Consider the following 23940-nt stretch of genomic DNA (forward strand, 5'->3'; position numbering starts at 1 on the left):
TTACTGGAGCACGCTGGTCCAGATCTGGTTGAAAAGTTTGTATTTCGCGCCGCGCAGCGGGGCGAGGAAGACGAGATTCTTCATCTCGGCATCAGACGGATTGATGAGATCCGAGGCCATGATGCCGGTGAGTTGCTTCTGCGAAGCCGCGTTCGGGCTGGCATATTGGTTGAAGTTGGAGAGATCGGCGCCGTTATTGGCGTCCAGGATGAAGTTGATGAATTCCAGCCCCAGTTCAGGGTGCGGCGCCTTGGCCGGGATGGCCATCGTATCCACCCAGATCTCAGAACCTTCCTTTGGCAGGTAGAATTTCAGCTTGGTGCAGGAGCCATCGGCGACGCACTGGCCGACATCGCCGTTATACGCCATGCCGGCGGCGACGAGGCCGCTCTTCTCCTGGTCGCGGGTCGGGGTCTCATCGACGAAGCCGGCGAAATTGGGACGCTTCTTGGTCTGCTCGATCAGCTTGGCCGCCGCGATCCATTGGCTCTTCTCGGCGCAGTTGAAGCCATAGCCGAGATAAGCGCAGGCCGCGCCGATCTGGTCGCGTCCCTCGCCCTTGGGGATCACGAACGGATAGTTGGGGTTCTCCTTCGGGTCGAACAGCAGGCCCCAGCCATCAGGATTGCCTTTGATCTTGGCGGGATCATACAAAATGCCGGTGGTGCCCCATTGATAGGGGATGGAGTATTTGTCACCCGGATCATAGGTCGGGTTCTGGAAGCGCGCCGCCAGATTGCTGAAATTGGTCAGCTTGCCATGATCCAGTGGCTGGATCAGCCCTTCATCCTCCAACTCGGGCACATAGTAGGAGGACGGCACGACCACGTCATATTGCGCATCGCCGCCGGCGCGCAGCTTCGCCTCCATTTCGGCGTTGCTTTCGTAGTCGGTCTCGACCACCTTGCAGTTGCACTGCTTCTCAAACTTGGTGATGAGCGCCGGGTCGATGTAATCCGACCAGATGAACAGGTTCAGTGTCGGCGTTTCGGCGCGGGCGATTTGTGGTGCGCCCAGCCCCAGGGCTAGCGCCCCGACGGCAAGACAAGACAAGAGCTTCATGCGATATTCCCCCTTGCTGCAAATTGGCCCGCGCGTTCGCGATGCCTGGTGATGAAGAAATGGACCAGCGCCAGCACAACAATGGTGCCGATCATCAGCGTGCCGATGGCGTTCACCTCGGGGGTGATACCTTTGCGCGCGATCGCTGAGTAGATGTAGATTGGCAGCGTCACGCTGCCCGGCCCGGCGGTGAAGAAGCTGATCGTGAAATCGTCGATCGACAAGGTGATGCCGAGCAGAAACCCGCCGATGATGGCCGGCTGCACGACCGGAATGATCAGATAGAGAAAGCTCTTGATGCCATCGGCATAGAGGTCTTGTGCGGCGTCGAACAGATAGGGGTCGAGCCCGGCGAGGCGCGCATACACGGTGAGCGCGACATAAGGCACCTGAAAGGTGATATGCGCGATGATCATCGTCTGCAGCCCCGCGCCGAGAAAGCCGGTGGCGCTGTGCACGAAGTTGAAGAAGATTAGCTCCGAGATGCCGAACACCAGGCTCGGCATGATGATCGGCGTGTAGATGATCAGGCTCGGGATATTGGCCAGTACGCCCGTTGCGTTCCGCGCGCGGAACCGGCACAGCCCATAGCCGAGCAGCGTACCCAGTGCAGTGGATGTGGCGGCTGAGCCGAGCGCCAGGATCAACGAACGGCGCAGCGCCGTGAACACGGCCGCGTCGTGCATCAACTGGCCATAAGCGTAGAGCGAGTGCCCCGTCTGGTTCGGCGCGGGTGAAAAGGAATAATACGCTACCAGCGCCAGCGGCGTGTAGAGCAGCGCATAAACCGGCCAGGAAATGCCCGAGAGGGCGTAGCGGACGCCGCGCGGGATCATATCGTCGCCTCCTCGGCGCCGCCGAGCTTGCGCGTGAGCACCCGGAAGCCGACCAGCCCGAGCCCGGTGAACACTAGCATGATGATGGTCAGCGCCGCGCCATAGGGCCAGTCTGGTGTTTCTGTGAACTGGTTGGCGATCAGCGAGCCGATCATCAGCGCCTTGTCGCCGCCGAGCAACTGCGGCACCACGTAATCCCCGAAGGCCGGGATGGCCACGAAGATGATGCCCGAGAGCAGCCCCGGCAGGGTTTGCGGAAACACCGTGTGCCAGAACAGCCGCAGCCCAGCGGCATAGAGGTCGCGCCCCGCCTCCACCAGCGTCCAGTCCAGCTTCTCGGCCGAGGCGTAGAGCGGCACGATCATATAGGGCAAATAGTTATAAGCGAGCCCCGTGGTCACCGCGAACCGCCCCGGCGCCAAACCAAGATCAGGCGGCACCGCATGCAGGATGTGCGCGACCCAGCTCACCGGCGCGGCGGGGCCGAGCAGCTCCATCCACGCATAAGTGCGCACCACCTGGTTGGTCCATGAGGGCAGCACGATGAACAGCAGCAGCAGCGGGCGGATGCTGGCCGGACGCGAGAGGATGAAGAACACTAGCGGATAGGAGAGCAGCGCCGAAACCAGCGTGGCGATGCCCGCCTGTTCCAGCGAGCGCAGAACGATGATGATATTGCCAGGGTCCCAGCCGAGCAACGAATACCCGGCCACCTGCTGGAAGGGCTGCACCGAGAGCGGCAGTACCGGGCTGCCATAATCATCGGCCGAGAAAAAGGCGATGCCGAGAAGCACGGCGCTGGGCAGCAGCAGGAACAGCATGATCCAGACCAGACCGGGTCCGGATGTCACCCAGAGCCGCAAACGCTGGCGTCCGGATTCGATTTCCTGTTCGGTTTTCACGGCGGCGCTCATGGCGAGACCAGCATGATGTTTTCAGGCTTCAGCTCCACCGCCACCGGCTCGCCCGGCCGCCAGCTGCGCTCGGCGGCCTGGTTGTTGGTGTCGATCGCCAGCACCGATTGTCCGCCCGCCAGTTCGATGCGGTATTGCGTCGAGGCGCCCATATAAATAGCTTCGCGCACCGTGCCGAAGAACAGGTTGGGGCGGTCCTTCGGCGCCGCGCTGTCGTTGTAGATCCAGATTTTTTCCGGCCGGATCATCGCCATGCCATCGCCGCTCAGCGGCGCGGTGATGCTGATTTCGCCGATCGGCGCCCGCGCGCTGTGCTCGCCAGTGGGGGTGATTGGCCAGATATTCGACAGGCCCAGGAATTCCGCCACGAATACGTTGCGCGGCTTCTCATACACATCCAGCACCGGGCCGACCTGCTCCAGCTTGCCCCGGCTCATCACCCCGATCCGGTCCGACATCACCAGCGCCTCGTGCTGGTCATGGGTGACGAAGATGAAGGTCATGCCCAGACGCTTTTGCATCCGCAGCAATTCGATCTGCAATTCCGCGCGCAGCTTGGCATCCAGCGCGGAAAGCGGTTCGTCCAGCAGCACCACGTCCGGCTCGTTCACCAGCGCCCGCGCCAAGGCCACGCGCTGGCGCTGCCCGCCCGAGAGCTGGGCGGCGCTGCGGGTGGCGAACTGGCCGATCTGCAGCAATTCCATGATGGAATCGACGCGCTTTTTACGGTCTGCCGGTTTCATCCCGCGCATCCGCAGGCCGAAGCCGATATTGTCCTGCACGTTGAGGTGCGGGAACAGCGCGTAGGATTGGAACACCGTATTCACCGCCCTCTTGTGCGCCGGCACGTCCTGCATCTCTTTGCCTGAGATCAGGATGCGCCCCTTATCCGGTGTCTCAAACCCGGCAATCATGCGCAGCAGCGTCGTCTTGCCGCAGCCCGAAGGGCCGAGCAGCGTGAAGAATTCCCCGGCATTGATTTCAAGGTCGACATGGTCGACCGCGGCCACTGAGCCGGCGAAAATGCGGGTGATTCCGCGAATGGAAATGGCGCCGCGCTTGGCGGAAATAGCAGGCCCGGAATCGGCCTGCGCGGATGTCGCGGACATCATGCGCCCGCCCGTCCGGCTGAGTAGTGGAGGTCTGTTTTAGTTGTTGTGATTGTCCACGGCACGCAACACCCATTTGTTGTTATGGTGTGAGTGTGGCGCAGTCCACGGGGGGGCGTCAAGAATAATTGGAATCCATGCCGCCTTGGCATGTTTCCCGTTGCGTATTTGGGGGGTGGCCGCGTAAGATTGTCAAAAATCCTAAACGTGAGACCCAAGGAGAGTATGTCCGCCGCAGTGCAAAACGATGAACTGGCAGAGGACATAGGCACCCGGCTGAAGCTGGTGCGGCAGATGTTCGGGCTGACACAGCGCGAACTCGCCCGCCGCGCGGGGGTGACAAATGGCGCGATCTCCCTGATCGAACAGAACCGGGTCAGCCCGTCGATCTCCTCGCTGAAGAAGATCCTCGACGGCATCCCCCTCTCGCTCGCCGATTTCTTCACTCTGAATTTCTCGTCCTCCGACAGCGTGTTTTTCGCGGGTGAGGAGCTGACTGAGATTTCGTACGACCCCGCGATCTCGATGCGGATGGTCGGGCGCAAGGTGAAGGGCCGGGCCATGCAGATGCTGCGCGAGGTCTATCAGCCCGGCGCCGATACCGGAGACGCCATGCTGCGCCATGATGGCGAGGAATGCGGCCTCGTCATCTCCGGCTCGATCATCATTACGGTCGGGGTGCAGGAGCGCCTGCTCAACCCCGGCGATGCCTATTATTTTCGCTCCGACATTCCGCACCGCTTCCGCAACCCGGGGCCGGAGCCCTGCGTGCTGGTCAGCGCGAATTCCCCGCCCTCATTCTAGCGGGCAGGCTGGCCAGCAGCACTGGCGCGGCCAGCACCAGCGCCTGGATGTTCCAGGTGATGAAGTCGAGATTCTGCGCCCCCTCATATACCATGTCCGCCAGCGCCAGTGCCGCGAGCGCCCAGCCGGCCAGCAACTCCTCCCAGCCCTGCTGGCGGGGGGTGTCGCGGCTCCAGGCCCGCAGCACGGCGGCGATGGCGGGGATGATGAACACCGGCGTCGGCGCGTCGCGGTAGCGGCCATCGGCGAGCAGCAGCACCTCGAACACCGCCGCCGCGGCCAGGAAGATGAACCACAACCCGTCATAGCTGAGCGGCAGCCGCCCCCGGCGCAGCGCCGCCAGCACGCCAGCACCGGTCAGCGGCGCGGGCAGGGGGGCGCCAGCGGCGAGCCCCCCCAGCCGCCGGATGGCGTAGAGCGCGAATAATGCCTGGAGCGGCAGGTTTACCAGCGCGTCGAGCAGCAGCCAGGTGTTGTAGGGCAGGTTGAAATCAGTGGCGGTGATCAGCATGCCCAAGTGGTGCGGATTGAAATACAGCATCGGTAGCGTGCCCAGCCCGGCCAGCGCCAGCCCGTTGCCGAGCCCGAAGGCGGGCAACGCCAGGCGCGCATCGCGCAGACCCGCCGCGGCGAACAGCAGCCAGCCCGCGAGAACCGCGAAGCCTGCGTACCAGGGCCAGTCCGGATGCTCCACCACCGGCCCGTTGAGCGGAAATTTGAGCTGGCGATAGGCGTTCCAGATGCCCCAATTCGCTCCGGCCACGCCCTCATCCTGCGCCTTCCAATCCTGGTCGAAGGCCTCGATCAGGTTGTAATCCACCCCCTCCTGGTTCGCGAGGGTGACGAACCGGCGCAGAAACACCGCCTCGTTCACGCGCGAGGGCGCCGCCGGGCCGCGCCAGCGCCCCGCGCTCGGCCATCCGGTCTCCCCGATGGAGATCTGCTTGCCCGGGAACATCTTCTTAAATTTCTCGGTGGTGGACTGGATCTCGGCCAGCGCGTCATCCACCGAGAGCGGCGTGTTCTCCCAATAGGGCAGGAAGTGGATCATCACCACATCCACATGCGGCGCCACCTGCGGGAATTGTTCCCAGAAATCGGTGACATCGGCATAGGCCACAGGTTGTTTCACGCGGGCGCGCACATAATCGATATCGGCGATGAGATCGTCCACCGAGAGATCGCGGCGCAGCAGCACCTCATTGCCGACGATCACGCGGGTGATGGTGTCGGGGTGCGCGTTGGCCTCGGCGATGCCGGCAGCCATTTCTTTGGCGTTATCCTGGGGGTTGCCGCTCAGCCAGATGCCCAGCCACACTTTCAGCCCCGCCTGCTTGGCCAGCGCGCCGATGTCGTAATCCCCCTCGATGGCGGAATAGGTGCGGATGCCATTGGCCTGGGTCGCCACCAGGGCGAGATCCTTGGCGACCTCGGCGCCCGTGGGGTAATCCTTGGAGAGCGGGCTCTGCCATGCCTGGTAGGGTGCGTAGGAGAGGCTGTTGAACTTACCCGCCGGCATGGTCACGTCGCCGGCCTCGGGCCGGTTGGGTGCGGCCCACATGGCGAAAGTGAGCAGACTCAGCAACACGCAGGCGAGAATGGCTTTGATCATGGCCGCAGGCTTAGCCGGGTCGCAATTTTTGGGGAAGAGACATGAATGACAACGAACTGCGCCGGATCCTGACTGAAACCAAGCGCATCGCCCTGGTCGGCGCCTCCAACAAGCCGGAGCGCCCGTCCTATCACGTGCTGGAATATCTGCTGGAGAAGGGGTTCGACGTGACCCCGGTCAATCCCGGTCTGGCGGGGCAGGAGATCCTGGGCCGCAAGGTGGTGGCCAGCGTGGCCGAGGCCGCGCCACTCGATATGGTCGAGCTGTTCCGCCGCTCGGAGGATGTCGGTCGGCCGGTCGACGAGGCGATTCGCTTCGGCGCGAAAACGATTTGGATGCAGCTCGGCGTGATCAATGAGGCGGCGGCGGCCAGGGCCCGCGCGGCGGGGCTGGCGGTGGTCATGGACCGCTGCCCCGCCATCGACATGCCCCGGCTGGGGCTTTAGCGGCTTCGCGTCAGCCCAGCGCCGCCTTCTGCGCCGCGAATAACTCCGCCGTGCCCTTGCGCGCGAGCGCCAGCAAGGCCTGGAATGAGGCGTCGTCGAAGGTGGATTTCTCCGCCGTGGCCTGGATCTCGACGATGCCGCCGCCCTGGGTGAGGATGAAATTGGCATCCGCGTCGGCCGAGGAGTCCTCGGCATAATCCAGGTCCAGCACCGGGTTGCCCTGGTAGATGCCGCAAGACACCGCCGCCACCTGCCCGGTCACGGGGAAGGCCTTCAGCACGTTGTTCGCTTGCAGCTTCCGGAAGGCCAGGCACATCGCCACATAGGCGCCGGTGATGCTGGCGCAGCGTGTGCCGCCATCGGCGTTCAGCACGTCGCAATCCAGGGTGACGGTGATCTCGCCCATCGCCTTGCGGTCGACCACGGCGCGCAGCGAGCGCCCGATCAGGCGCTGGATCTCCTGCGTGCGGCCCGATTGCTTGCCGCGCGCCGCCTCGCGGTCGCCGCGGGTATGCGTGGCGCGGGGCAGCATGCCGTATTCGGCCGTCACCCAGCCCTCGCCCTGGCCGCGCATGAAGCCCGGCACCTTGCCCTCGACGCTGGCGGTGCATAACACTTCGGTACCCCCCATGCGGATGAGCGCCGAGCCCTCGGCATGGTGGGAAAACCCGGTCTCGATCGAGACCGTCCGGAGTTCGTTGAAATTTCTGCCTGAGGGCCGCATCTTGTCTCTCCTGATAACGATGAGGTGCTATTATCCGAGACTGTGACGATGGACCATAGAGGCAAACCCGCCCTGCCCCGCCTGCCGCCGGGGCTTGATATCCGCTCCGCCGCCGTGCTGCGCGAGATCGTGGAGCAATATGTGGAGACCGGAGAGCCCGTGGGCAGCCGCACGCTCTCGCGCCTGCTGCCGCAGCGGCTCTCGCCCGCCACCATCCGCAACGTGATGGCCGACCTCACCGATGCCGGGCTGCTGTTTTCGCCCCACACCTCGGCCGGGCGCCTGCCAACCGAGCGCGGCTTGCGCCTGTTCGTCGATGGCCTGCTGCAATTTGGCGAACTGTCGGAGGATGAGCGCGCCACCATCAACACCACCCTGGCCGGGTCCGGGCGCTCGCTGCAAGATACGCTGGCCCAGGCCAGCTCCATGCTCTCAGGCCTCTCCGCCGCGGCGGGGCTGGTGCTGGCGCCGAAGGGCGAGGGTGCGGTGCGGCATATCGAGTTCGTGCCGCTCTCGCCCGGCCGGGCGCTGGTGGTGTTGGTTTCCGCCGACGGCCAAGTGGAGAACCGCATCATCGAGACCCCGCCCGGCCTGCCGCCTAGCGCCCTGCAACAGGCCAGCAACTACCTCAACGCCCGGCTCTCGGGGCTGACCATCGCCGAGCTGCGCCGCCGCGTGGGCGATGAGCTGACCGCCAACCGCACCGCGCTGGATGAACTAACCAGCGCCGTGGTTGAGGCCGGGCTGGCCGATTGGGGCAGCGAGGGGCGGGGCGGCTCGCTGATCCTGCGCGGGCAGGGGCGGCTGCTGGAGGATGTGGACCAGCTGGAGAAACTCGCCACCATCCAGGCGCTGTTTGAGCGGCTGGAGGCCGAGGAGACCATGCTCAAGCTGCTCGAACTCGCCGAGACCTCGGACGGCGTACGCATCTTCATTGGCGCCGAGTCGGGGCTGTTTGGGGCGGCGGGCGTCTCCATGGTGGTGGCCCCGGCCCGCAACGCGCAGGACCGCATCGTCGGCGCCATCGGCGTGATCGGCCCGACCCGGATCAATTACGGCCGGATCATCCCGGTGGTGGACTATACCGCCCGGGTGATCGGGCGGTTGCTGGGCTGAACCGGGGCGAAGAATGCGCGCCGGAGTGTTGCAGCGGGGCGCGCGGTCCGATATAGGCGCAGCAACGCCTCGGCAAGCCGACATAGCTCAGCGGTAGAGCAACTGATTCGTAATCAGTAGGTCCCCAGTTCAATCCTGGGTGTCGGCACCAGGAAAGCCAGCAAGGTTTACCTTATGGGGCCGAGGCAACGGTGGGTGGGGCGCGCTTAACCTGGGAGGCTGTGGCCTTGAGTGATTTCCGCCGCCGCATTGTTACCTTTTATTGGGACAATATTGACCGCCGCCTCGTTGAAGGCCAGCGTGCCGTATTCACCCATCTGGGATACGAAATTGAGCAGGTCTGCCGCACCGGCATGAGCCATGGGGATTTTCTCGACGAGGTGTTCGCCAGCCTGGCCGGCGACGAGGTGCTGCTGACCGTGGATATCGACTGCATTCCCCTCAACCGGGAGATCGTCGAGCACGCCTTTGCTGTCGCCGAGGCGGGTGGGCTCATCGGTGGGGCGCAGGTCAGTTCCCATATCGACAGCACCCGTATCTTCACAGCACCGCTGTTTCTCGCCATTTCGCAGAAGACATGGGCCGGGCTGGGGCGTCCCTCATTCGCCCCCAACCCGACCTGCGATGTCGCCCAGCACATGCACGATCTCGCCGTGGGTCAGGGCGTGGCCGTCGAGTACATTATGCCCTGGGCGTGCCTGATCCCGCGCTGGAATCTGGCCGGACAAGTCTTGTACGGAACGGGAACATTTTATCGTGACGGCTTGTTCCATCTCTACGAATCGCGCAATTCGCCATACGCTTTTGCCTTTCATGAAGTCGCTGCCGACGTTCTGGCCGGCCGGGAAACTGACATCTTGGCATTGTGCAGCCGAACCATGAGGCTGTTCGCGTTTGAAAGGCCCATGAAAAAATGGGCGCGGTTTAAGAAATTCAGGAAAATTCGGCGGTTTGTCGAAAAGCTTCGCGGCGCTCGTTAAGCCGCGGAGGCGGCGTCCTGTTTAATCATCTCTTTATCAAAATAAAGATCTTCCGATAAAACCACGGAGATGATACGAAATTTCTGCGGCAAAGAGCCCTTTTTTCTGAAGGGTAAAGGTATTTTCAACTTATTTATTCTTTGGCTGGAAGTCGGCCATGTCCGGCCCATGAATTGGCCGCCATAAAATTGTTTTATCAAAATAAGTTAGGCCGCATTGAGTTGCGAGATTTTTCTCTTTTCGTTCTCGTTTTTTGAATTTCGAAAATTCGAAGCGTGCTTCCTGTCTATGTCATCAGGAACATAGACTGCGGGGCGACGCAGCGCGTCGCCCCATCCTGCCAAATTACGGCATCAACACTTTATTGACGACCTGAATCTCGCCGTTCGACTGGTTCACATCCGCGACCGTGATGTTCGCGATATTCCCCTTGTCATCGGCCACGTTCACGCCGCCATTGCTGGCCAGGGTGAAGGTCAGGTCCGGCCCAGCCACGGTCGGCAGCATGGCAATCCCGTTATGCGCCGCGATCAGCGCCTTCAGCTTCGTGGTGGTGTAGTTGCCCGCCACCACGTGATAGGTCAGAATCTTCGTCAGCTCCGCCTTGTTCTCGGGTTTCAGCAGCGTATCCACCGTGCCCGCGGGCAGCGCGGCGAAGGCCTCGTTGGTCGGCGCGAACACGGTGAACGGCCCGGGGCCCTCCAGCGTCTGCACCAGCCCGGCGGCCTTCACCGCCGCCACCAGCGTGGTGTGGTCTTTCGAGTTCACGGCGTTTTGAATGATGTTGCGCGACGGATACATCGCCGCCCCGCCCACCATCGGGTCGGTGCCGGACATCATGCTCTGCGCGAACCCGCTCATCGGCATGGCCGAGAACACGGCAGCCGCCATCAGCGCGCGAAGATGCTTGGTTTGCATGGATACACTCCTCTTTATTGTCACTGCCCGCGAAGCGTCGTGGGATGCAGGAGATACGCAGCCGCCGCCCGCTTGGATGGCCCCGGCGCCAAATATTTCCCGGCGAGGGGGTGTGCCTAAAATGTGACAGGTGGAGCAATTTGTCGCCACGGCCCCCGAAAAGGGTATTTTCCAGTTTATGAGTAGGTTACATGATTTTCATACAGGAACTCTCAACTGAGATTACCAAGGAAGAAACCGTACATGAAACTCCGTCTCGCCCTCGCCGCCGCGACCTGCATGGCCCTGCCGTTGATGGCCCAGGCTCAGCCCGTCACCGGCCCGTATGTCAGCCTGGAGGCCGGCACCAGCATCCAGAGCTCGGTCCCCTTCTTGTACACGCATGGTCAGGGGCCGTCTGGTCGTTACAATACCCGCCCCTCTTACGCGGGGGTTGCAGGTGTGGGTTACGGGTTCGGCAACGGTTTCCGCGTAGAGCTGGACGGTAATTTCGAACGCAATACGGTGCACTCTGCAACTGAAGATTACTTTGGCGGCAGTTACCATGGTCGTGACTTTGGGGGTGTCGATACTTACGGCCCGATGGTCAACGTATTGTATGATATGAATGTTGGTTTGCCTGTTTTCCCATATGTCGGCGCTGGCGTTGGCTACCAATGGATGGGCTATAATAAGCGTTTATATGATGGTTCGTTCTGGGGCGACTACATCAGTGGCACCCGGGGCAGCTTTGCCTATGATCTGATCGCGGGTCTGTCTTACCCGCTGCCGATGGTCCCGGGGCTATCGCTCACCGCCGAATACCGTTTCAAGCAGCAGGTACAGAGCCGCAACTACTATGCTTCTTGCTGCGGTCCGGTACCGCCGGTTGGTGGCGCCGAGAATCCGTTCCATATCGGGCAGGTGTCCAGCCACTCCTTCCTACTCGGCCTGCGCTATCAGCTGTTCAACGCCCCTGCGGCGGCCCCGGCTCCGGCGCCCGCTCCGGCCCCGATGGCGGCTCCGGCTCCGGCCCCGGCCAAGACCTACCTCGTGTTCTTCGACTGGGATAAGTACAACCTGACCCCGCGCGCGACGCAGATCATCGCTCAGGCCGCCTCCGACTCGAAGACCCAGAACGTCACCACGCTGGACGTGTCCGGCTACACCGACACCTCGGGCACCGCCGTGTACAACCAGGGCCTGTCCGAGCGCCGTGCGAAGGCGGTGGCCGCGCAGTTGGTCACCGATGGCGTCCCGGCCTCCGAGATCGAGATCCACGCCTATGGCGAGACGCATCTGCTGGTGCCGACTGGTCCGAATGTGCGTGAGCCGCAGAACCGCCGCGTCGAGATCGTGCTGCACTAAGCCGCGCAGTCTCGCTCAAAACACGAACCCCGGCCCAAAAGGCCGGGGTTTTTGCGGCGCGGCATAAATGCCACACCTCGCCAAAACCTTCCGCCAAGCCTGGGGGAGGGGTAGAAAAATGTAGTCTTCGCCAGTAGGTTGCCGCCTGTTGTTGTAAGGAGACTGCAATGAAGCTTCGTATCGCCCTCGCCGCCGCGACCTGCCTGGCCCTGCCGCTCGTCGCGCATGCCCAGCCGGTCACCGGCCCCTATGTCAGCCTCGGCCTCGGCACCAACCTTGCCAGCCCGGTGAACGCCGATGGGGAAGGCACGGCTTATAGCGGCAAGCTGCTGACCCGCCCGTCATATGCAGGCCTCGCCGCGATCGGTTATGGCTTTGGCAATGGGCTCCGCGTTGAACTGAGCGGCAACTACTACCGCAACACCGCGCATGAAGTGGATGTCAACGGCGTGGGGCATATGCGCGCAACCGGTGGCGTGAACACCTACGGCCCGATGGTTGATGCCCTTTATGATATTAACGCCGGCCTTCCGATCTTCCCCTATGTCGGCGCTGGCGTTGGCTACCAGTGGCAGCAGCTTTCCCGGCACGTGACCTCCAGCGGCGTCTCCGTTGGCGGCGCCGCGGGCAGCTTCGCCTATAATCTGATCGCTGGCGTGTCCTATCCGCTGCCGATGGTGCCGGGTCTGTCCGCCACCGCCGAGTACCGCTTCATGCAGCTGGTCGAAAGCCACAAGTATGGTAACGTGAAGGTCGGTCAGCAGTCTGACAACACCTTCCTGCTCGGTCTGCGCTATCAGCTGTTCAACGCCCCGGTCGCGGCCCCGGCTCCGGCGCCCGCGCCGGCCCCGGTGGCGGCTCCGGCCCCGGCTCCGGCCAAGACGTATCTGGTGTTCTTCGACTGGGATAAGTACAATCTGACCCCGCGCGCGACGCAGATCATCGCCCAGGCGGCCTCCGACTCCAAGACCCAGAACGTCACCACGCTGGATGTCTCGGGCTACACCGACACCTCGGGCACCGCCGTGTACAACCAGGGCCTGTCCGAGCGCCGCGCCAAGGCTGTCGCTGCGCAGTTGGTCACCGATGGCGTCCCGGCCTCCGAGATCGAGATCCACGCCTATGGCGAGACGCACCTGCTGGTGCCGACCGGCCCGAATGTGCGCGAGCCGCAGAACCGCCGCGTCGAAATCGTGCTGCACTAAGCGGCACGCGATCGTCCAAAACACGAACCCCGGCCCAAAAGGCCGGGGTTTTTTGTTACCCGCCCGGCGCCCAGCGCAGCAGGCGGCGCAAGATCCGGTCGATGCCGACATAAAGCGAGATGGCAATTACCATCAGCAACACCAGCGCCGCGAACATCAGATCCGGCTCGATGCGCGCATTGGCGTTCAGCATCACGTAACCCAGCCCCGAGGACGCGCCGACCCATTCGCCCAGAATCGCCCCGATCGGCGCCACCGCTGCCGCCACGCGCAGCCCCGAGGCCAGTGCGGGCAGCGCTGCGGGCAGGCGCAGGCGCAGCAGCACATGCAGAGGTTTCGCGTTCATCGTGCGTGCCAGATCCAGCCAGCCCGGCTCGGTGCGGCGCAGGCCGTCGAGAAAATTCGCGGTGACGGGGAAGAAGATCACCAGCATCGCCATCGCCACCTTCGAGGCGAGGCCGAAGCCCAGCCACAGCACTGCCAGCGGGGCCAGGGCGAAAACCGGAATCGCCTGGCTGAGCACTAGCACCGGCAGCAGCCAGCGCTGCAGCAGCGGCGAGGCCGCCACCGCCAGCGCCGCGAGCGCGCCCAGCAGCGCCCCGCCCGCCAGCCCCAGCCCGATTTCCGCCAGCGTCACCCCCGCATTGGCGGCGAGATAGGCGCGCTGCGTCCACAGCGCCGCGCCCACGGCCTGCGGGCTGGGCAGCATGTAAGGCGGGATCGTGCCATAGGCTGAGATGCCCCACCACAGCGCCAGGAACCCGGCCAGCGTCACCAGTGGACGCATCACGCGGGCCTCAGCCCGGTCAACCGGCGCAGCAGCTCGCCCTGCCTGTGCAGCATCGCATCGTCATCCGGGGCGCGCGGCGGCGTGCCCGGCACCGTGAGCGGCGGCCCCAGCGCGGCGGGGCTGCCCGCCAGCACCCAGAGATGATGCCCCAAGCGGCAGGCCTCCAGCGGATCATGCGTGATCAGCAACACTGTGCGCCCGCCCAGCAACTCCGCCGCCAAATCCTGGATCCGCGCCCGGCTGATCGCATCCAGCGCCGAGAACGGTTCGTCCATCAGCACCACTGGCCGGTTTTCATACAGCGTGCGGGCCAGGGCCACGCGCTGGCGCTCGCCGCCCGAGAGTGTGGCGGGCAGGGCGCGCAGCCGGTGCGACAGCCCGACGCTATGCAACAGCGCCTCGGCCCGGGCGCGATCGCGAGTCTCTCCCCGCAGCGCCGCGCCGAGCATCACATTTTCCCGTGCCTCGGCCCAGGGTAGCAGCAGATCCTGCTGCGCCATATAGGCCACGCGACCGGCCAGCGGCGCGCCGTCATCCGCGCACACCTGGCCAGCCGAGGGCGCCTCCAGCCCGGCGATGATGCGCAGCAGGCTGGTCTTACCCACGCCGCTCGGGCCCAGCAGCACCGAGAATTCCCCGGCCGGCAGCGTGAGGTTGAGGTCCTCGAACAGGCTCTCCCCGGCGAAACGCAGCCCGAGGCCCGCGATGACGATGCCGGGCGGGGTCATTTTATATGGCGATCTGCACCGCGTAGGCATCGAGCGGCAGGGCCTGCTTGATCAGCCCGGCCTGGCGCATGAAGTCGCGATAGGTGGTGTAGCGCGCCGTATCCAGCGCCGCCGGATCAGCCGCGAAATAGGGCGGCAGCGCGTGCCAGGAAGCGAGGTCCAGCTTGTCGTTGAGGCTGGGATTATCCTTCAGGAACAGCGCCAGCATCTTCTCCGGCTCGGCCCGCAGTGCCGCCGCGCCCGCACGCAGCGCCGCCAGGAAGCGCGCCAGCGCCGGATCCTTCAGCTCCGCTGTGCGCGAAAGCAGGATCAACTCGTCCGACATCGGCACGCCGTAATCCTCGGGGCGGAAGATCACCGGATTCAGCCCCGCTTGGGCGAGCTGAATATCTTCATAGGTGCGGAAGGTCCCGATCACGGCGTCGACCTCGCGCGCTTGCAGGGCGGTGACGAGGTTGAAGTTCACGTTCACCAGCGTCACATCGGCCAGCGTCAGCCCGGCGGATTTCAGCATGGTGCCGATCAGCACGGTCTCCACTCCGGCCACCGAGTAGCCGATCTTGCGGCCCGTGAGATCGGCGATTTTGCTGATGCCGCTTTCCTTCAGCGCGGTCAGCGTGTTCAGCGGCTTGTCGATCAGCGTGCCGGTGCGGCGTAGGGGCAGGCCCTGGTCCACCAACAGGTAGAGCTGTGGCTGGTAGCTCAGGCAGGCATCGGCCTGCCCGGCGGCGACCAGCCGGGGCGGCAGGTCGGGGTCGGTGGGGGCGATCAGTTTTACATCCAGCCCGGCGCGGGCGAAGGCGCCGCAATATTTCGCGGCGAAGAGCGGCGCGTGGTCCGGATTGATGAACCAATCCAGGATCAGCGTGAAGCTCTGCCCGGCGCTGGCGCGGGCAATGGCGGGGGCCGCCAGAGTGGCGGCGGCGGACGAGATAAATTGGCGGCGTTGCATGGCATCGCTCCCTTCGCTGGCATTACCCAGACAGGTTCAACGGGTATGATCTCAGCCCGCACCGCGCGGGCACCCCGGATACGCCGATTGTGTTGCGGAATGTTCTTCCGCCGTCAAGCGCTCCCGCTCAGAGCCGCCCGACGAGCATCGCCAGCGCCACCGCCAGCCCGACCTCGCGGTTGAGCTTGAACAAGGCGAGGCAGCGGGCCTGATTATCGATGTCCAGCGTGATTACCTGCCACGCCAGCAGCCCGGCGGGGAGCAGCATAAGCACATAGCCCCAGAAATGCAGCCCGGCCGCGGCCATGGCGAGCAGCAGCAGCAGCAGCGTGCCGCTATAGCAAACCGCCGCCATCTCGCGCGTGCGCGCTCCGAACAGCCGCGCGGTGGATTTCACCCCCACCATCGAGTCGTCTTCGCGGTCCTGATGCGCGTAGATGGTGTCATAGGCCAGGATCCACAGAATGGTCCCGGCATAAAGCGGCAGCGCTGGCCATCCGAGATGCCCGGCGGCGGCGGCGTAACCCATCGGCGCGCCCCAGCCAAAGGTGAAGCCCAGCATCACCTGCGGCCACCACGTCACTCGCTTGGCCGCCGGATAGAGCGCCACCAGCAGCAGCGAGGCCACGCCCAGCAGCTCCGCCGTGCGGTCGAGCAGTAGCAGGATCGCCAGACCGATCAGGCAGAGCAGGGCCAGGAACAGTAGCGCCTGCGTCACGCTCACCGCGCCCGAAGCCAGCGGGCGCCCGCGCGTGCGCTCCACCTTGGCGTCCAGGTCGCGGTCCCACAGATCATTCACCACGCAGCCCGCGCCGCGCATCACCACCGCGCCCAGAGCGAATAGCAGCGCCAGCCACAGCCCCTGCCACACGCCGCGCGCGCCGAGACAGATCGCCCACAGCCCCGGCAGGAAGAGCAGCCACACGCCAATTGGGCGGTCCAGCCGGGCCAGCAGGATGTAGGGGCGCAGGGCCGGGGGCACATGCGCCACCCAGCCGGAAAGACGTATATCGGTGAATCCGCTCATGGGTGCTATTCACCCCCGCATGAGTGCCGCGTCAATTCGCCTTTACGTGCCCGGGCCGCTGGCGGCCGGGGCTGAACTCGCCCTCTCCGAGGCGCAATCGCATTATCTGGCCAACGTCATGCGCGCCGGGCCGGGCGATACGCTGCGCGTGTTCGATGGCGCCAGCGGCGAATGGCGCGCTAGTGTCGCCAAAGTTTCACGCAAGGCGGTGGTCTTGACGCTCACTGCGCAAACCCGCCCGCAAGCTCCTGAGCCCGATGCCTGGCTGTGCTTCGCCCTGCTCAAGCGCGCCAAGACCGATCTCGTGGTGGAGAAGGCGACGGAGCTGGGCGCTGCCGTGATCCAGCCGGTGATCACCGCGCGCACCAATGCCGACCATGTGAATCTCGACCGGCTGCGCGCCATCGCCATTGAGGCGGCGGAACAATGCGAGCGTCTGGCGGTGCCGGAAATCCGCCCGCCGGTGGCGCTGCCCAAGCTGATCGCGCACTGGCCCGCCCGCCCGCTCTTCGTCGCGGATGAGCGCCGCACCAGCGCGCTGCTCGGTCCGGCGGCGGAGCCGTCGGCGCTGCTCATCGGCCCCGAGGGCGGCTTTACCGAGGCGGAACTTGAAGCTATCGCTCGCACACCCCAGGTATCGCGCGTGTCCCTGGGAGCCCGCATCCTGCGGGCCGAAACCGCCGCCATTGCCGGGTTGGCGCTGCTCCTCGCAGCCCAACCCTGAACAGGGAGTAAAAGCTTGTCCAACCCCGGAGACGCCGATTCGCGGATCGTCGAGGATGTGCGCGACCTTGCCGCCTATCTGGAATCCGGCTGCAAGCCGGCGGATGCCTTCCAGATCGGCACGGAACACGAGGCGTTTGGCTTCCACCTGGCCGACCTGATGCCGCCGAGCTACGAAGAGCCGGGTGGTATCGGTGCGCTGCTGCGCGCGGTGCAGGCGCGGGAAAACTGGGCGCCGATCCTCGACCATGACAACATCATCGGGCTGAAGGGCGAGGCCGCGTCGCTGTCGCTGGAGCCTGGCGGGCAGTTTGAGCTTTCCGGTGCGCCGCTGGCGGATCTGCACGCGACCAAGGCGGAGCTGGACACGCATATCGCCCGGCTGCACGATGCCGCGCCAGGGTTGGGGCTGGGCTTCGCGCCGTTGGGCTTCCACCCGCTGGCGACGCGGGCCGAGATGCCGATGATGCCCAAGGGCCGCTACAAGCTGATGCGCGACTATATGCCCAAGGTCGGCACGCGCGGGCTGGATATGATGTTCCGCACCTGCACCGTGCAGGTGAACCTTGATTTCGCCTCCGAGGCCGACATGGTGAAGAAGATGCGGGTGGCCTCGGCGTTGCAGCCTCTGGCCACGGCGCTGTTCGCCAACTCGCCCTTCTGCGAGGGGCGGCCGAATGGCTACCTCTCCAACCGCGCCCTGGCCTGGACGGACACGGATAACCGCCGCTCCGGCATCCCCGCCTGCATCTTCGAGGATGGCTTCGGCTTCGAAGCCTATGCCAACTGGCTGCTCGATGTGCCGATGTATTTCGTCTACCGCGATGGCACGTATTACGACGCCACCGGCGCCTCGTTCCGCGATTTCATGGCGGGCAGGCTCGCCGCGCTGCCCGGTGCGCGCGCCACCATGGGCGATTTCGCCGATCACGCGACCACCGCCTTCCCCGATGCGCGGCTGAAGAAATACATCGAGACACGCGGCGCCGATTCCGGCCGGCCGGAGATGATGCTGGCGCAATCGGCGCTGTGGACGGGGATTTTCTACGATCAGGCGGCGCTGGACGCGGCGGCGGCGCTCATCCGCCAATTTTCTTATGCCGATATTCTGGCGATGCGCGCTGCGGTACCGGTGGGCGGTGTGGCCACCAAATTTGGCACGGGCACGCTGCGCGACCTGGCGCGCGAGGTGGTGGCGATCAGCGCCGATGGTCTGCGCGCACGGGCGCGCCGCAATGCGGCCGGTGAGGATGAGCGCATTTACCTGGCGCCATTGCAGGATATCGCGGCCGGTGGCCCAACCCAGGCCGAGCATTGGCTCGCCCGCTATCACGGCGCCTGGGGCGGGGATGTGCGGAAGATTTTCGCCGAGGCCGCGTTTTGAGCGGCGGCCCCGGCGCTCAGCCGGGGCTTATTGCACCGGCGCGTTGCTCGCCACCTGCGCGGCCTGGGCCGGGGGCTGATTGGTCACGAAATGGTCGAGATCATCGGACGAGCGCAGCGCCAGCACGGCCTTGAACTCGGCCTGATTGTTCAGGCAGAAGGCTGAACCCTGCGCCATGCCTGCCATGGTCTGGTTGTTGGCGAGCTGGGTGACGAATTCATCCTCCATCTTCTGCCCGCTATAGCGGCCGCTGGCCTTGTGGAAATAGGAATCCATCGTGTGCTGCGCCGCCAGCACATGCGGCTGGAAGCTGTGCATGAAGGCGTCATACTGGTCCTGCTCGCCGCAGGTCAGGGCGGCGACCATCAGCGCCGATTTCAGCCCGATCACATTGAACGCTTGCTGCACCTGCTCGGATTGCGAGGCGGTGAAGCGGATCTTCGGCGACACCGGGGGCGGCACATCCACCGCCACCGGATAAAGATGGCCAGACGGCGCGGGAGGCGGCGCATAGGCCGTCTTGGGCGCATGGTTGGCGCAGCCCGTGACGAGGAGAGCGGTGAGTCCGAGGCTCAGCAGAGCCGTGCCGCGCAGAATGGCCGAAGACGGGGTTCGCAATGGTCGATCCTTAAAGTAACGGAAGCCTGAATTATACTCGATTAGATACAAACAAAACGGCGTCGCGCCAAGGCGGAAAACCACCCAACGCGTGCCGTTAGAAATATGAAATTAAAGGATTCCCGGCTGGGCTGCGAATTTGTAATCCAGCTAGATCCGGGCCACCCTGAGCGCGTTGGTGGTGCCGGCCTGGCCAAATGGCACGCCCGCCACCACCACGATCTCCTCGCCCTTGCCGGCGAAACCCTCCAGCCGCGCTTGCTGGCGGGCCTGTTCCACCGCCTGGGTCATTGAATGGCTGGCCTGGGTGGTGATGGCATGCACCCCCCAAACCGCCGCCAGCCGCCGCGCCACGGCGAGGCTGGTGGTCAGGCCCAGCACCGGGCAGTCGGGCCGCTCGCGCGCCACGCGCAGCGCCGTGGCACCCGACTCGGTGAGCGCCACGATCGCCTGCGCCCCGATCGTATGCGCCACCTGCACCGCGGCGGCGGCGATCGCGTCGGGTGAGGATTTCTCCGGCGCCGGGCGTTTGGCATCCAGCGCCAGGCGCCAATCCTCGTCGCGTTCCACCCGTGTCACGATGCGATCCATCATGTTCACCGCCTCGCGCGGATATTGCCCGGCGGCGCTCTCGGCCGAGAGCATCACCGCGTCGGCGCCGTCAAACACGGCGGTCGCCACGTCCGAGGCTTCGGCGCGGGTGGGGGCGGGGGCGGAGATCATGCTTTCCAGCATTTGGGTGGCCACCACCACGGGTTTGCCGCGCAGCTGGGCGGCGCGGATGATGCGCTTCTGCGCGATCGGCACTTCCTCGGGCGGCAACTCCACGCCGAGATCCCCGCGCGCCACCATCACGGCGTCAGCCAGGTCGAGAATGGCGTCGAGATTATCCAGCGCCTGGGGCTTCTCCAGCTTCGCCATCACGGCGGCGCGCCCGGCGGCCAGGGCCTTGGTCTCGGCCACGTCCTCGGGCCGCTGCACGAAGGAGAGGCCGATATAGTCGATCCCCAGCGGCAGCGCGAAGTCGAGATCTGCGCGGTCCTTGGCCGTGAGCGCCGGGATCGGCAGCACCACATCCGGCACGTTCACGCCCTTGCGGTCGGAGAGCACGCCCGAATTCAGCACCTCGGTCAGCAGATGGTCGCCGCGCTTGTGCAGTACGCGCAGGCGCAGCTTGCCGTCATCGAGCAGCAGCGTGGTGCCGATTTCCGCCGCGTCGTGGATTTCCGGATGCGGCAGGCAGACGCGGCGCGTATCCCCGGCGGCCATGTTGCGGTCGAGGATGAAATGCTGCCCGGCCTGCAACTGCACTCGGCTGGACTGGAAGGTGCCGATGCGCAGCTTCGGCCCCTGCACATCGGCGAGGATGCCGATCGGGCGGCGGAATTTATGCTCCACGGTGCGGATCATCTCGATCCGCCGGGCATGGTCCTCATGCGCGCCATGCGAGAAGTTCAGCCGGAATACATCCGCCCCAGCCTGGAAGAGCTGCGCGATCATCTCCGGCGTGGAGCTGGCGGGGCCGAGCGTGGCGATGATCTTGGTGCGGCGGTGGCGGCGCAGGCGTTCGGTCATGGCGTCCTCATGTGATGAGTATGGCACGGATATCGTTGACATTGGTCAGGCTCGGCCCGGTGATCACAAGGTCGCCCAGGGCCTGGAAGAAGCTGTAGCTGTCATGCCGGGCGAGGAAATCGGCGGCGTTCAGGCCCAGCGCGGCGGCGCGGGGCAGGGTGTCCGGCCCGATCACCGCGCCGGCCGCGTCCTCGGTGCCGTCAATGCCGTCGGAATCCCCGGCCAGCGCCCAGATATTGGCCGCCCCGTTCAGCGCCAGCGCCAAGCTGAGCAGGTATTCCATGTTGCGCCCGCCGCGCCCGGCGGGGCCGGCGCCGATCGTCACGGTGGTCTCGCCGCCCGAGAGCAGCAGTTTCGGCCCGCCGGTGCGCAGCGCCAAGGCGGCATGGGCGCGGCCGAGCGCGGCGGCTTCGCCCTCCAGCGCGTAGCCCAGGATCTCGGTGGGCATATCCGCCGCCCGCGCCGCCGCCGCCAGGGCCATGCGCGGGGTGGCGACCAGCCTGTAATCCGCCCCTTCCACCCAGGTCGGGCCAGAGCCGATGATCGCGGGATCATCGCCCGGCACGTCGGAAATCGCCAGGGTGACGAGCCGGGCCGGGGCACAGGCGGCAGCGAGCTTGCCGCCCTTGATGCCCGAGAGCGCCTTGCGGATGCGGTTCATCGTGGCGATCGGTGCGCCGGAGGCGAGCAGCGCCTTGTTGACCAAAATCTTGTCGGCCAGGGTCAGCCCCGGAGCGGGCAGGGCGAGCAGGGAGGAGGCGCCGCCCGAGATCAGCGCCACCACCTGGTCACGCGGCGTCAGTCCGCGCACGGCGGCCAAAATCTCCCGCGCCGCCGCCTCGCTGGCGGCATCCGGCACCGGATGTGCGGCTTCCAGCACGCGGATGCGCGTCGTGGGCACCGTATGGCCATAACGGGTGACGACGAGGCCGGTATAATCGGCATCGCCCCAGGCGGTTTCCACGGCGGCGGCCATGGCGGCAGCGGCCTTGCCCGCGCCGATGACGATATTCCGCCCCGGCCCTGGCGGCGGCAGATGCGCGGGCATACACAGCGCCGGGCTGGCGGCGGCTAATGCCGCGCCGAACACGCGTTTTAAAAATTCGACCCTCGAATCTTCCATGCCCACACTATCAGCCAGCCGCAGCGCCACGGCAACCCGCGCGCCGCGAGGGGGCATTGACGCCGCCCGAGGCGACGCATTATCCCGGCGCTCCTTCATAGCAGGAGCGTTAGCGAATGTCCCAGGCCGTCACCGAGGAAAAGCCCACCAATATTGCCGGTGAGCGTCTGCGCAGTATCATCGAGCGCATCGAGCGGCTGGAGGAGGAGCGCAAGGCCCTGGCCAACGATATCAAGGACATCTTCTCCGAGGCGAAATCCGCCGGGTTCGACGTGAAGGTGATCCGCCAGCTCATCCGCATCCGCAAGCAGGAGCCGGCGGAGGTTGAGGAGCAGGAGACGCTGCTCGACATCTACCGCCGCGCGATCGGCATGTAAGGGCTACTGGCCGTAGCGCGCCTTGGCCGCCTGCGGGTCGGGCAGGGCACAGCGCCGCGCCAGCGCCAGCACGGCGAGGCTGAACAGGGCGATGGCCACCACGCCGCCGCCCTGGCCGAGCCAGCCCAGCCCCTGCAGCGGGCCGAGATCGGTGATCAGCCAGAGCCCGCCGAAATAGGGCGCCAGCCATGCCGCCCCGCGCCAGTGCAGATGCCCGAGCGTGCGCCGCGTGGCGAGTTGCCAGCCACAATAGACGATAAACGCGGCCAGCAGCCCGCCGAACACATGGTTGGCGACCGCCGCCCCGGCCCAGAACACCACCAGATTGCCGACGATGAACGCCGCCGGCGCCATGGCTTGCGCGGCGGCGAGGCGGAAGGGGCGGGGATAGCCTGCCTCGGGCAGGGTGGTGCGGAAACAGCTGAGCACCACCGGCCCGATCCCATAGGCCAGCACCCCGATCGAGGAGAGATAGGTGACGAGCTGCCGCCAGGAGGGCAGCGGCAGCAAAAACACCAACCCGGCGGCGAAGGCGAGGGCCAGGCTGGCCAGCGGCACGCCCTGGCGCGAGAGCCTGGCGAGCGGGCGCGGTAGCAGCCCGCCATGGGCGCTGGCATAAATCACCCGCGCCGCCGTGGTGTTGTAGATGATGCCCGTGCCGCTGGGGGAGATCGCGGCGTCGGCATATAGCGCGGCCGCCAGCCAGGGCAGCCCCAGCGCCGCGGCCAGCCCGGCGAACGGGCCGGAAATGCCGGTGAAGTTCAGCCCCGCCCAGCCTTGCGCCAGCGCTGCGCTGGGCAGCGCGCCGATGAAGGCGAGTTGCAGCCCGGCATAAAGCAGGATGCAGAACAGCACCGAGCCGAGAATGGCGAAGGGCAGGTTGCGGCCCGGATTGCTGGATTCGCCCGCCAGTTCGATGGCCTGGCGGAAGCCGAGATAGGTGAAGATGATCCCCGAGCCCGATACCGCGCCAAACACCCCGCCAAGCCCCGCCGGGGCGAAACCATGCGCGGTGAAATTCTGCACCCGGAAATGCACCAGCAGCAGCGCCGCCACGGTCGCGCCGGGCACAGCCAGCTTCCACCAGGTGATGGCGTTGTTCACCGCCAGCACGGCGCGGATGGCGAAGAGGTTGACGACGAGAAACAGCACCATCAGCGCCACCGCCGCCCCCAGCCCAGCGCCGGTGAGCACGTCCTCGCGCGCCAGGCCGGGCCACATATTGGCGGCGTAGGAGACCACGGCCACGGCCTCGACCGGCGCCACCGCGACATAGGCGAGAAAATTCACCCAGCTCATGATCTGCGCCGCGAGATCGCCAAAGCAGAGCTGCGGAAACAGGATCACCGCGCCCGGACGCGGGAACATGGTGGAGAGTTCGGCATAGACGAAGGCGAGCAGCAGCACCGCCACCCCGCCAATGACCCAGGCGAACACCGCCGCCGGCCCGGCGATTTTCGCCGCGTTCAGCGCCCCGAACAGCCAGCCTGAGCCAACCATGCCGCCAATGCTGGCGAATAACAGGCCGATGGGGCCGGCCTCTCGGCGTAATGTCGTGCTCGTCATGCCC

24 protein-coding genes, 1 tRNA gene and 1 riboswitch are annotated in these 23940 nt (G+C 65.5%); of the genes, 10 read left to right on the forward strand and 15 right to left on the reverse strand.

Translation table 11 applies throughout. The features are described from left to right. Genes LI953_RS07285 through LI953_RS07300 form a run of 4 tightly spaced genes read right to left on the reverse strand, consistent with a single transcriptional unit; the run spans position 1 to position 3921 of the window. Positions 1 to 1062: a PotD/PotF family extracellular solute-binding protein gene (locus tag LI953_RS07285; RefSeq protein WP_227075382.1), complete on the reverse strand. Its 1062-nt coding sequence runs from the start codon at positions 1060 to 1062 to the stop codon at positions 1 to 3. Beyond that, a complete protein-coding gene (locus LI953_RS07290) occupies positions 1059 to 1898 on the reverse strand; it encodes an ABC transporter permease (protein ID WP_227075383.1) in 840 nt (279 codons plus the stop codon). The genes LI953_RS07285 and LI953_RS07290 overlap by 4 nt, the downstream gene beginning before the upstream one ends. Beyond that, positions 1895 to 2812, reverse strand: a complete 918-nt coding sequence (locus tag LI953_RS07295) for an ABC transporter permease (protein ID WP_227075384.1) — start codon at positions 2810 to 2812, stop codon at positions 1895 to 1897. The genes LI953_RS07290 and LI953_RS07295 overlap by 4 nt, the downstream gene beginning before the upstream one ends. Continuing rightward, complete coding sequence (locus LI953_RS07300) at positions 2809 to 3921, reverse strand: ABC transporter ATP-binding protein (RefSeq protein WP_227075385.1); 1113 nt, start codon at positions 3919 to 3921, stop codon at positions 2809 to 2811. The genes LI953_RS07295 and LI953_RS07300 overlap by 4 nt, the downstream gene beginning before the upstream one ends. A 225-nt stretch (positions 3922 to 4146) precedes the next feature. On the opposite strand from LI953_RS07300, the gene LI953_RS07305 reads away from it, so the two are divergent. Next, entirely contained in the window at positions 4147 to 4725 is a 579-nt protein-coding gene (locus LI953_RS07305; RefSeq protein WP_227075386.1) for a cupin domain-containing protein, read from the forward strand. Here the strand turns inward: LI953_RS07305 and LI953_RS07310 are convergent. Continuing rightward, positions 4697 to 6337 (reverse strand): glycoside hydrolase, encoded by a 1641-nt coding sequence (locus LI953_RS07310; RefSeq protein ID WP_227075387.1) that lies wholly within the window; start codon positions 6335 to 6337, stop codon positions 4697 to 4699. The two genes, LI953_RS07305 and LI953_RS07310, sit on opposite strands and share 29 nt — an antisense overlap. 41 nt (positions 6338 to 6378) lie before the next feature. Between LI953_RS07310 and LI953_RS07315 the strand changes: the two genes are divergently transcribed. Next, positions 6379 to 6783, forward strand: coding sequence for a CoA-binding protein (locus tag LI953_RS07315; protein WP_227075388.1), 405 nt, complete (start codon positions 6379 to 6381; stop codon positions 6781 to 6783). Between the two features lie 10 nt (positions 6784 to 6793). Here the strand turns inward: LI953_RS07315 and rph are convergent, their stop codons facing one another. Continuing rightward, positions 6794 to 7507: a ribonuclease PH gene (gene rph / locus LI953_RS07320; RefSeq protein ID WP_227075389.1), complete on the reverse strand. Its 714-nt coding sequence runs from the start codon at positions 7505 to 7507 to the stop codon at positions 6794 to 6796. A gap of 48 nt (positions 7508 to 7555) precedes the next feature. On the opposite strand from rph, the gene hrcA reads away from it, so the two are divergent. The 3 genes from hrcA (at position 7556) to LI953_RS07335 (ending at position 9603) form a co-directional block, all read left to right on the forward strand. Then, the gene (hrcA, locus tag LI953_RS07325; protein ID WP_227075390.1) at positions 7556 to 8623 is read left to right on the forward strand and encodes a heat-inducible transcriptional repressor HrcA; all 1068 of its coding nucleotides are present in this window, start codon (positions 7556 to 7558) and stop codon (positions 8621 to 8623) included. Positions 8624 to 8699: 76 nt separating this feature from the next. Next, positions 8700 to 8774: transfer RNA gene (locus tag LI953_RS07330), tRNA-Thr, on the forward strand. Positions 8775 to 8850: 76 nt separating this feature from the next. Next, positions 8851 to 9603 carry a hypothetical protein gene (locus LI953_RS07335; RefSeq protein WP_227075391.1) on the forward strand — a complete coding sequence of 251 codons (753 nt, stop codon included), beginning with the start codon at positions 8851 to 8853 and terminating at the stop codon, positions 9601 to 9603. Between the two features lie 345 nt (positions 9604 to 9948). Here LI953_RS07335 and LI953_RS07340 read toward each other — a convergent pair whose 3' ends face one another. Beyond that, positions 9949 to 10521 carry a fasciclin domain-containing protein gene (locus LI953_RS07340; RefSeq protein WP_227075392.1) on the reverse strand — a complete coding sequence of 191 codons (573 nt, stop codon included), beginning with the start codon at positions 10519 to 10521 and terminating at the stop codon, positions 9949 to 9951. 243 nt (positions 10522 to 10764) lie between these two features. Here LI953_RS07340 and LI953_RS07345 point away from each other — a divergent pair, with 243 nt between their 5' ends. Both LI953_RS07345 and LI953_RS07350 read left to right on the forward strand, forming a co-directional pair. Continuing rightward, positions 10765 to 11868: an OmpA family protein gene (locus LI953_RS07345; RefSeq protein WP_227075393.1), complete on the forward strand. Its 1104-nt coding sequence runs from the start codon at positions 10765 to 10767 to the stop codon at positions 11866 to 11868. 167 nt (positions 11869 to 12035) lie between these two features. Beyond that, complete coding sequence (locus tag LI953_RS07350) at positions 12036 to 13073, forward strand: OmpA family protein (RefSeq protein WP_227075394.1); 1038 nt, start codon at positions 12036 to 12038, stop codon at positions 13071 to 13073. Positions 13074 to 13128: 55 nt separating this feature from the next. On the opposite strand, the gene LI953_RS07355 is transcribed toward LI953_RS07350, so the two are convergent. The 4 genes from LI953_RS07355 to ubiA all read right to left on the reverse strand — a co-directional run bounded on the left by LI953_RS07355 (position 13129) and on the right by ubiA (position 16570). Continuing rightward, positions 13129 to 13860 carry an ABC transporter permease gene (locus LI953_RS07355; RefSeq protein WP_227075469.1) on the reverse strand — a complete coding sequence of 244 codons (732 nt, stop codon included), beginning with the start codon at positions 13858 to 13860 and terminating at the stop codon, positions 13129 to 13131. Further along, positions 13860 to 14591, reverse strand: coding sequence for an ABC transporter ATP-binding protein (locus tag LI953_RS07360; RefSeq protein ID WP_227075395.1), 732 nt, complete (start codon positions 14589 to 14591; stop codon positions 13860 to 13862). Before LI953_RS07360 ends, LI953_RS07355 begins: the two co-directional genes overlap by 1 nt. A 1-nt stretch (position 14592) precedes the next feature. Beyond that, positions 14593 to 15543: an ABC transporter substrate-binding protein gene (locus tag LI953_RS07365; RefSeq protein WP_227075396.1), complete on the reverse strand. Its 951-nt coding sequence runs from the start codon at positions 15541 to 15543 to the stop codon at positions 14593 to 14595. Beyond that, positions 15533 to 15630, reverse strand: a riboswitch (TPP riboswitch). It overlaps the preceding gene by 11 nt. 40 nt (positions 15631 to 15670) lie before the next feature. Next, on the reverse strand, positions 15671 to 16570 hold the full coding sequence (gene ubiA, locus LI953_RS07370; protein WP_227075397.1) for a 4-hydroxybenzoate octaprenyltransferase: 900 nt from the start codon (positions 16568 to 16570) through the stop codon (positions 15671 to 15673). A 19-nt stretch (positions 16571 to 16589) separates the two neighbouring features. Here ubiA and LI953_RS07375 point away from each other — a divergent pair, with 19 nt between their 5' ends. Both LI953_RS07375 and LI953_RS07380 read left to right on the forward strand, forming a co-directional pair. Continuing rightward, the gene (locus tag LI953_RS07375; RefSeq protein WP_227075398.1) at positions 16590 to 17294 is read left to right on the forward strand and encodes a 16S rRNA (uracil(1498)-N(3))-methyltransferase; all 705 of its coding nucleotides are present in this window, start codon (positions 16590 to 16592) and stop codon (positions 17292 to 17294) included. Between the two features lie 15 nt (positions 17295 to 17309). Next, on the forward strand, positions 17310 to 18677 hold the full coding sequence (locus LI953_RS07380; protein WP_227075399.1) for a glutamate--cysteine ligase: 1368 nt from the start codon (positions 17310 to 17312) through the stop codon (positions 18675 to 18677). Positions 18678 to 18704: 27 nt separating this feature from the next. Here LI953_RS07380 and LI953_RS07385 read toward each other — a convergent pair whose 3' ends face one another. The 3 genes from LI953_RS07385 to LI953_RS07395 form a co-directional block, all read right to left on the reverse strand. Further along, positions 18705 to 19295: a hypothetical protein gene (locus LI953_RS07385; RefSeq protein ID WP_227075400.1), complete on the reverse strand. Its 591-nt coding sequence runs from the start codon at positions 19293 to 19295 to the stop codon at positions 18705 to 18707. A 150-nt stretch (positions 19296 to 19445) separates the two neighbouring features. Further along, positions 19446 to 20870 (reverse strand): pyruvate kinase, encoded by a 1425-nt coding sequence (pyk, locus tag LI953_RS07390; protein WP_227075401.1) that lies wholly within the window; start codon positions 20868 to 20870, stop codon positions 19446 to 19448. Positions 20871 to 20877: 7 nt separating this feature from the next. Beyond that, the gene (locus tag LI953_RS07395) at positions 20878 to 21993 is read right to left on the reverse strand and encodes a glycerate kinase (RefSeq protein ID WP_227075402.1); all 1116 of its coding nucleotides are present in this window, start codon (positions 21991 to 21993) and stop codon (positions 20878 to 20880) included. Between the two features lie 116 nt (positions 21994 to 22109). Between LI953_RS07395 and LI953_RS07400 the strand changes: the two genes are divergently transcribed. After that, entirely contained in the window at positions 22110 to 22370 is a 261-nt protein-coding gene (locus LI953_RS07400) for a DUF2312 domain-containing protein (protein WP_227075403.1), read from the forward strand. Positions 22371 to 22373: 3 nt separating this feature from the next. On the opposite strand, the gene LI953_RS07405 is transcribed toward LI953_RS07400, so the two are convergent. Continuing rightward, positions 22374 to 23936 (reverse strand): APC family permease, encoded by a 1563-nt coding sequence (locus tag LI953_RS07405; RefSeq protein WP_227075404.1) that lies wholly within the window; start codon positions 23934 to 23936, stop codon positions 22374 to 22376. Positions 23937 to 23940: the final 4 nt, after the last annotated feature.

Source organism: Acidocella sp. KAb 2-4 (assembly GCF_020567705.1).
Lineage (GTDB): Bacteria > Pseudomonadota > Alphaproteobacteria > Acetobacterales > Acetobacteraceae > Acidocella.

Bases quoted from the DNA above. Each gene is read 5' to 3' on its own strand.
- LI953_RS07285 (WP_227075382.1), bottom strand. From the start codon at position 1,062: ATGAAGCTCTTGTCTTGTCTTGCCGTCGGGGCGCTAGCCCTGGGGCTG.
- LI953_RS07290 (WP_227075383.1), bottom strand. From the start codon at position 1,898: ATGATCCCGCGCGGCGTCCGCTACGCCCTCTCGGGCATTTCCTGGCCG.
- LI953_RS07295 (WP_227075384.1), bottom strand. From the start codon at position 2,812: ATGAGCGCCGCCGTGAAAACCGAACAGGAAATCGAATCCGGACGCCAG.
- LI953_RS07300 (WP_227075385.1), bottom strand. From the start codon at position 3,921: ATGTCCGCGACATCCGCGCAGGCCGATTCCGGGCCTGCTATTTCCGCC.
- LI953_RS07305 (WP_227075386.1), top strand. From the start codon at position 4,147: ATGTCCGCCGCAGTGCAAAACGATGAACTGGCAGAGGACATAGGCACC.
- LI953_RS07310 (WP_227075387.1), bottom strand. From the start codon at position 6,337: ATGATCAAAGCCATTCTCGCCTGCGTGTTGCTGAGTCTGCTCACTTTC.
- LI953_RS07315 (WP_227075388.1), top strand. From the start codon at position 6,379: ATGAATGACAACGAACTGCGCCGGATCCTGACTGAAACCAAGCGCATC.
- rph (WP_227075389.1), bottom strand. From the start codon at position 7,507: ATGCGGCCCTCAGGCAGAAATTTCAACGAACTCCGGACGGTCTCGATC.
- hrcA (WP_227075390.1), top strand. From the start codon at position 7,556: ATGGACCATAGAGGCAAACCCGCCCTGCCCCGCCTGCCGCCGGGGCTT.
- LI953_RS07340 (WP_227075392.1), bottom strand. From the start codon at position 10,521: ATGCAAACCAAGCATCTTCGCGCGCTGATGGCGGCTGCCGTGTTCTCG.
- LI953_RS07345 (WP_227075393.1), top strand. From the start codon at position 10,765: ATGAAACTCCGTCTCGCCCTCGCCGCCGCGACCTGCATGGCCCTGCCG.
- LI953_RS07350 (WP_227075394.1), top strand. From the start codon at position 12,036: ATGAAGCTTCGTATCGCCCTCGCCGCCGCGACCTGCCTGGCCCTGCCG.
- LI953_RS07355 (WP_227075469.1), bottom strand. From the start codon at position 13,860: ATGCGTCCACTGGTGACGCTGGCCGGGTTCCTGGCGCTGTGGTGGGGC.
- LI953_RS07360 (WP_227075395.1), bottom strand. From the start codon at position 14,591: ATGACCCCGCCCGGCATCGTCATCGCGGGCCTCGGGCTGCGTTTCGCC.
- LI953_RS07365 (WP_227075396.1), bottom strand. From the start codon at position 15,543: ATGCAACGCCGCCAATTTATCTCGTCCGCCGCCGCCACTCTGGCGGCC.
- ubiA (WP_227075397.1), bottom strand. From the start codon at position 16,570: ATGAGCGGATTCACCGATATACGTCTTTCCGGCTGGGTGGCGCATGTG.
- LI953_RS07375 (WP_227075398.1), top strand. From the start codon at position 16,590: ATGAGTGCCGCGTCAATTCGCCTTTACGTGCCCGGGCCGCTGGCGGCC.
- pyk (WP_227075401.1), bottom strand. From the start codon at position 20,870: ATGACCGAACGCCTGCGCCGCCACCGCCGCACCAAGATCATCGCCACG.
- LI953_RS07395 (WP_227075402.1), bottom strand. From the start codon at position 21,993: ATGGAAGATTCGAGGGTCGAATTTTTAAAACGCGTGTTCGGCGCGGCA.
- LI953_RS07400 (WP_227075403.1), top strand. From the start codon at position 22,110: ATGTCCCAGGCCGTCACCGAGGAAAAGCCCACCAATATTGCCGGTGAG.
- LI953_RS07405 (WP_227075404.1), bottom strand. From the start codon at position 23,936: ATGACGAGCACGACATTACGCCGAGAGGCCGGCCCCATCGGCCTGTTA.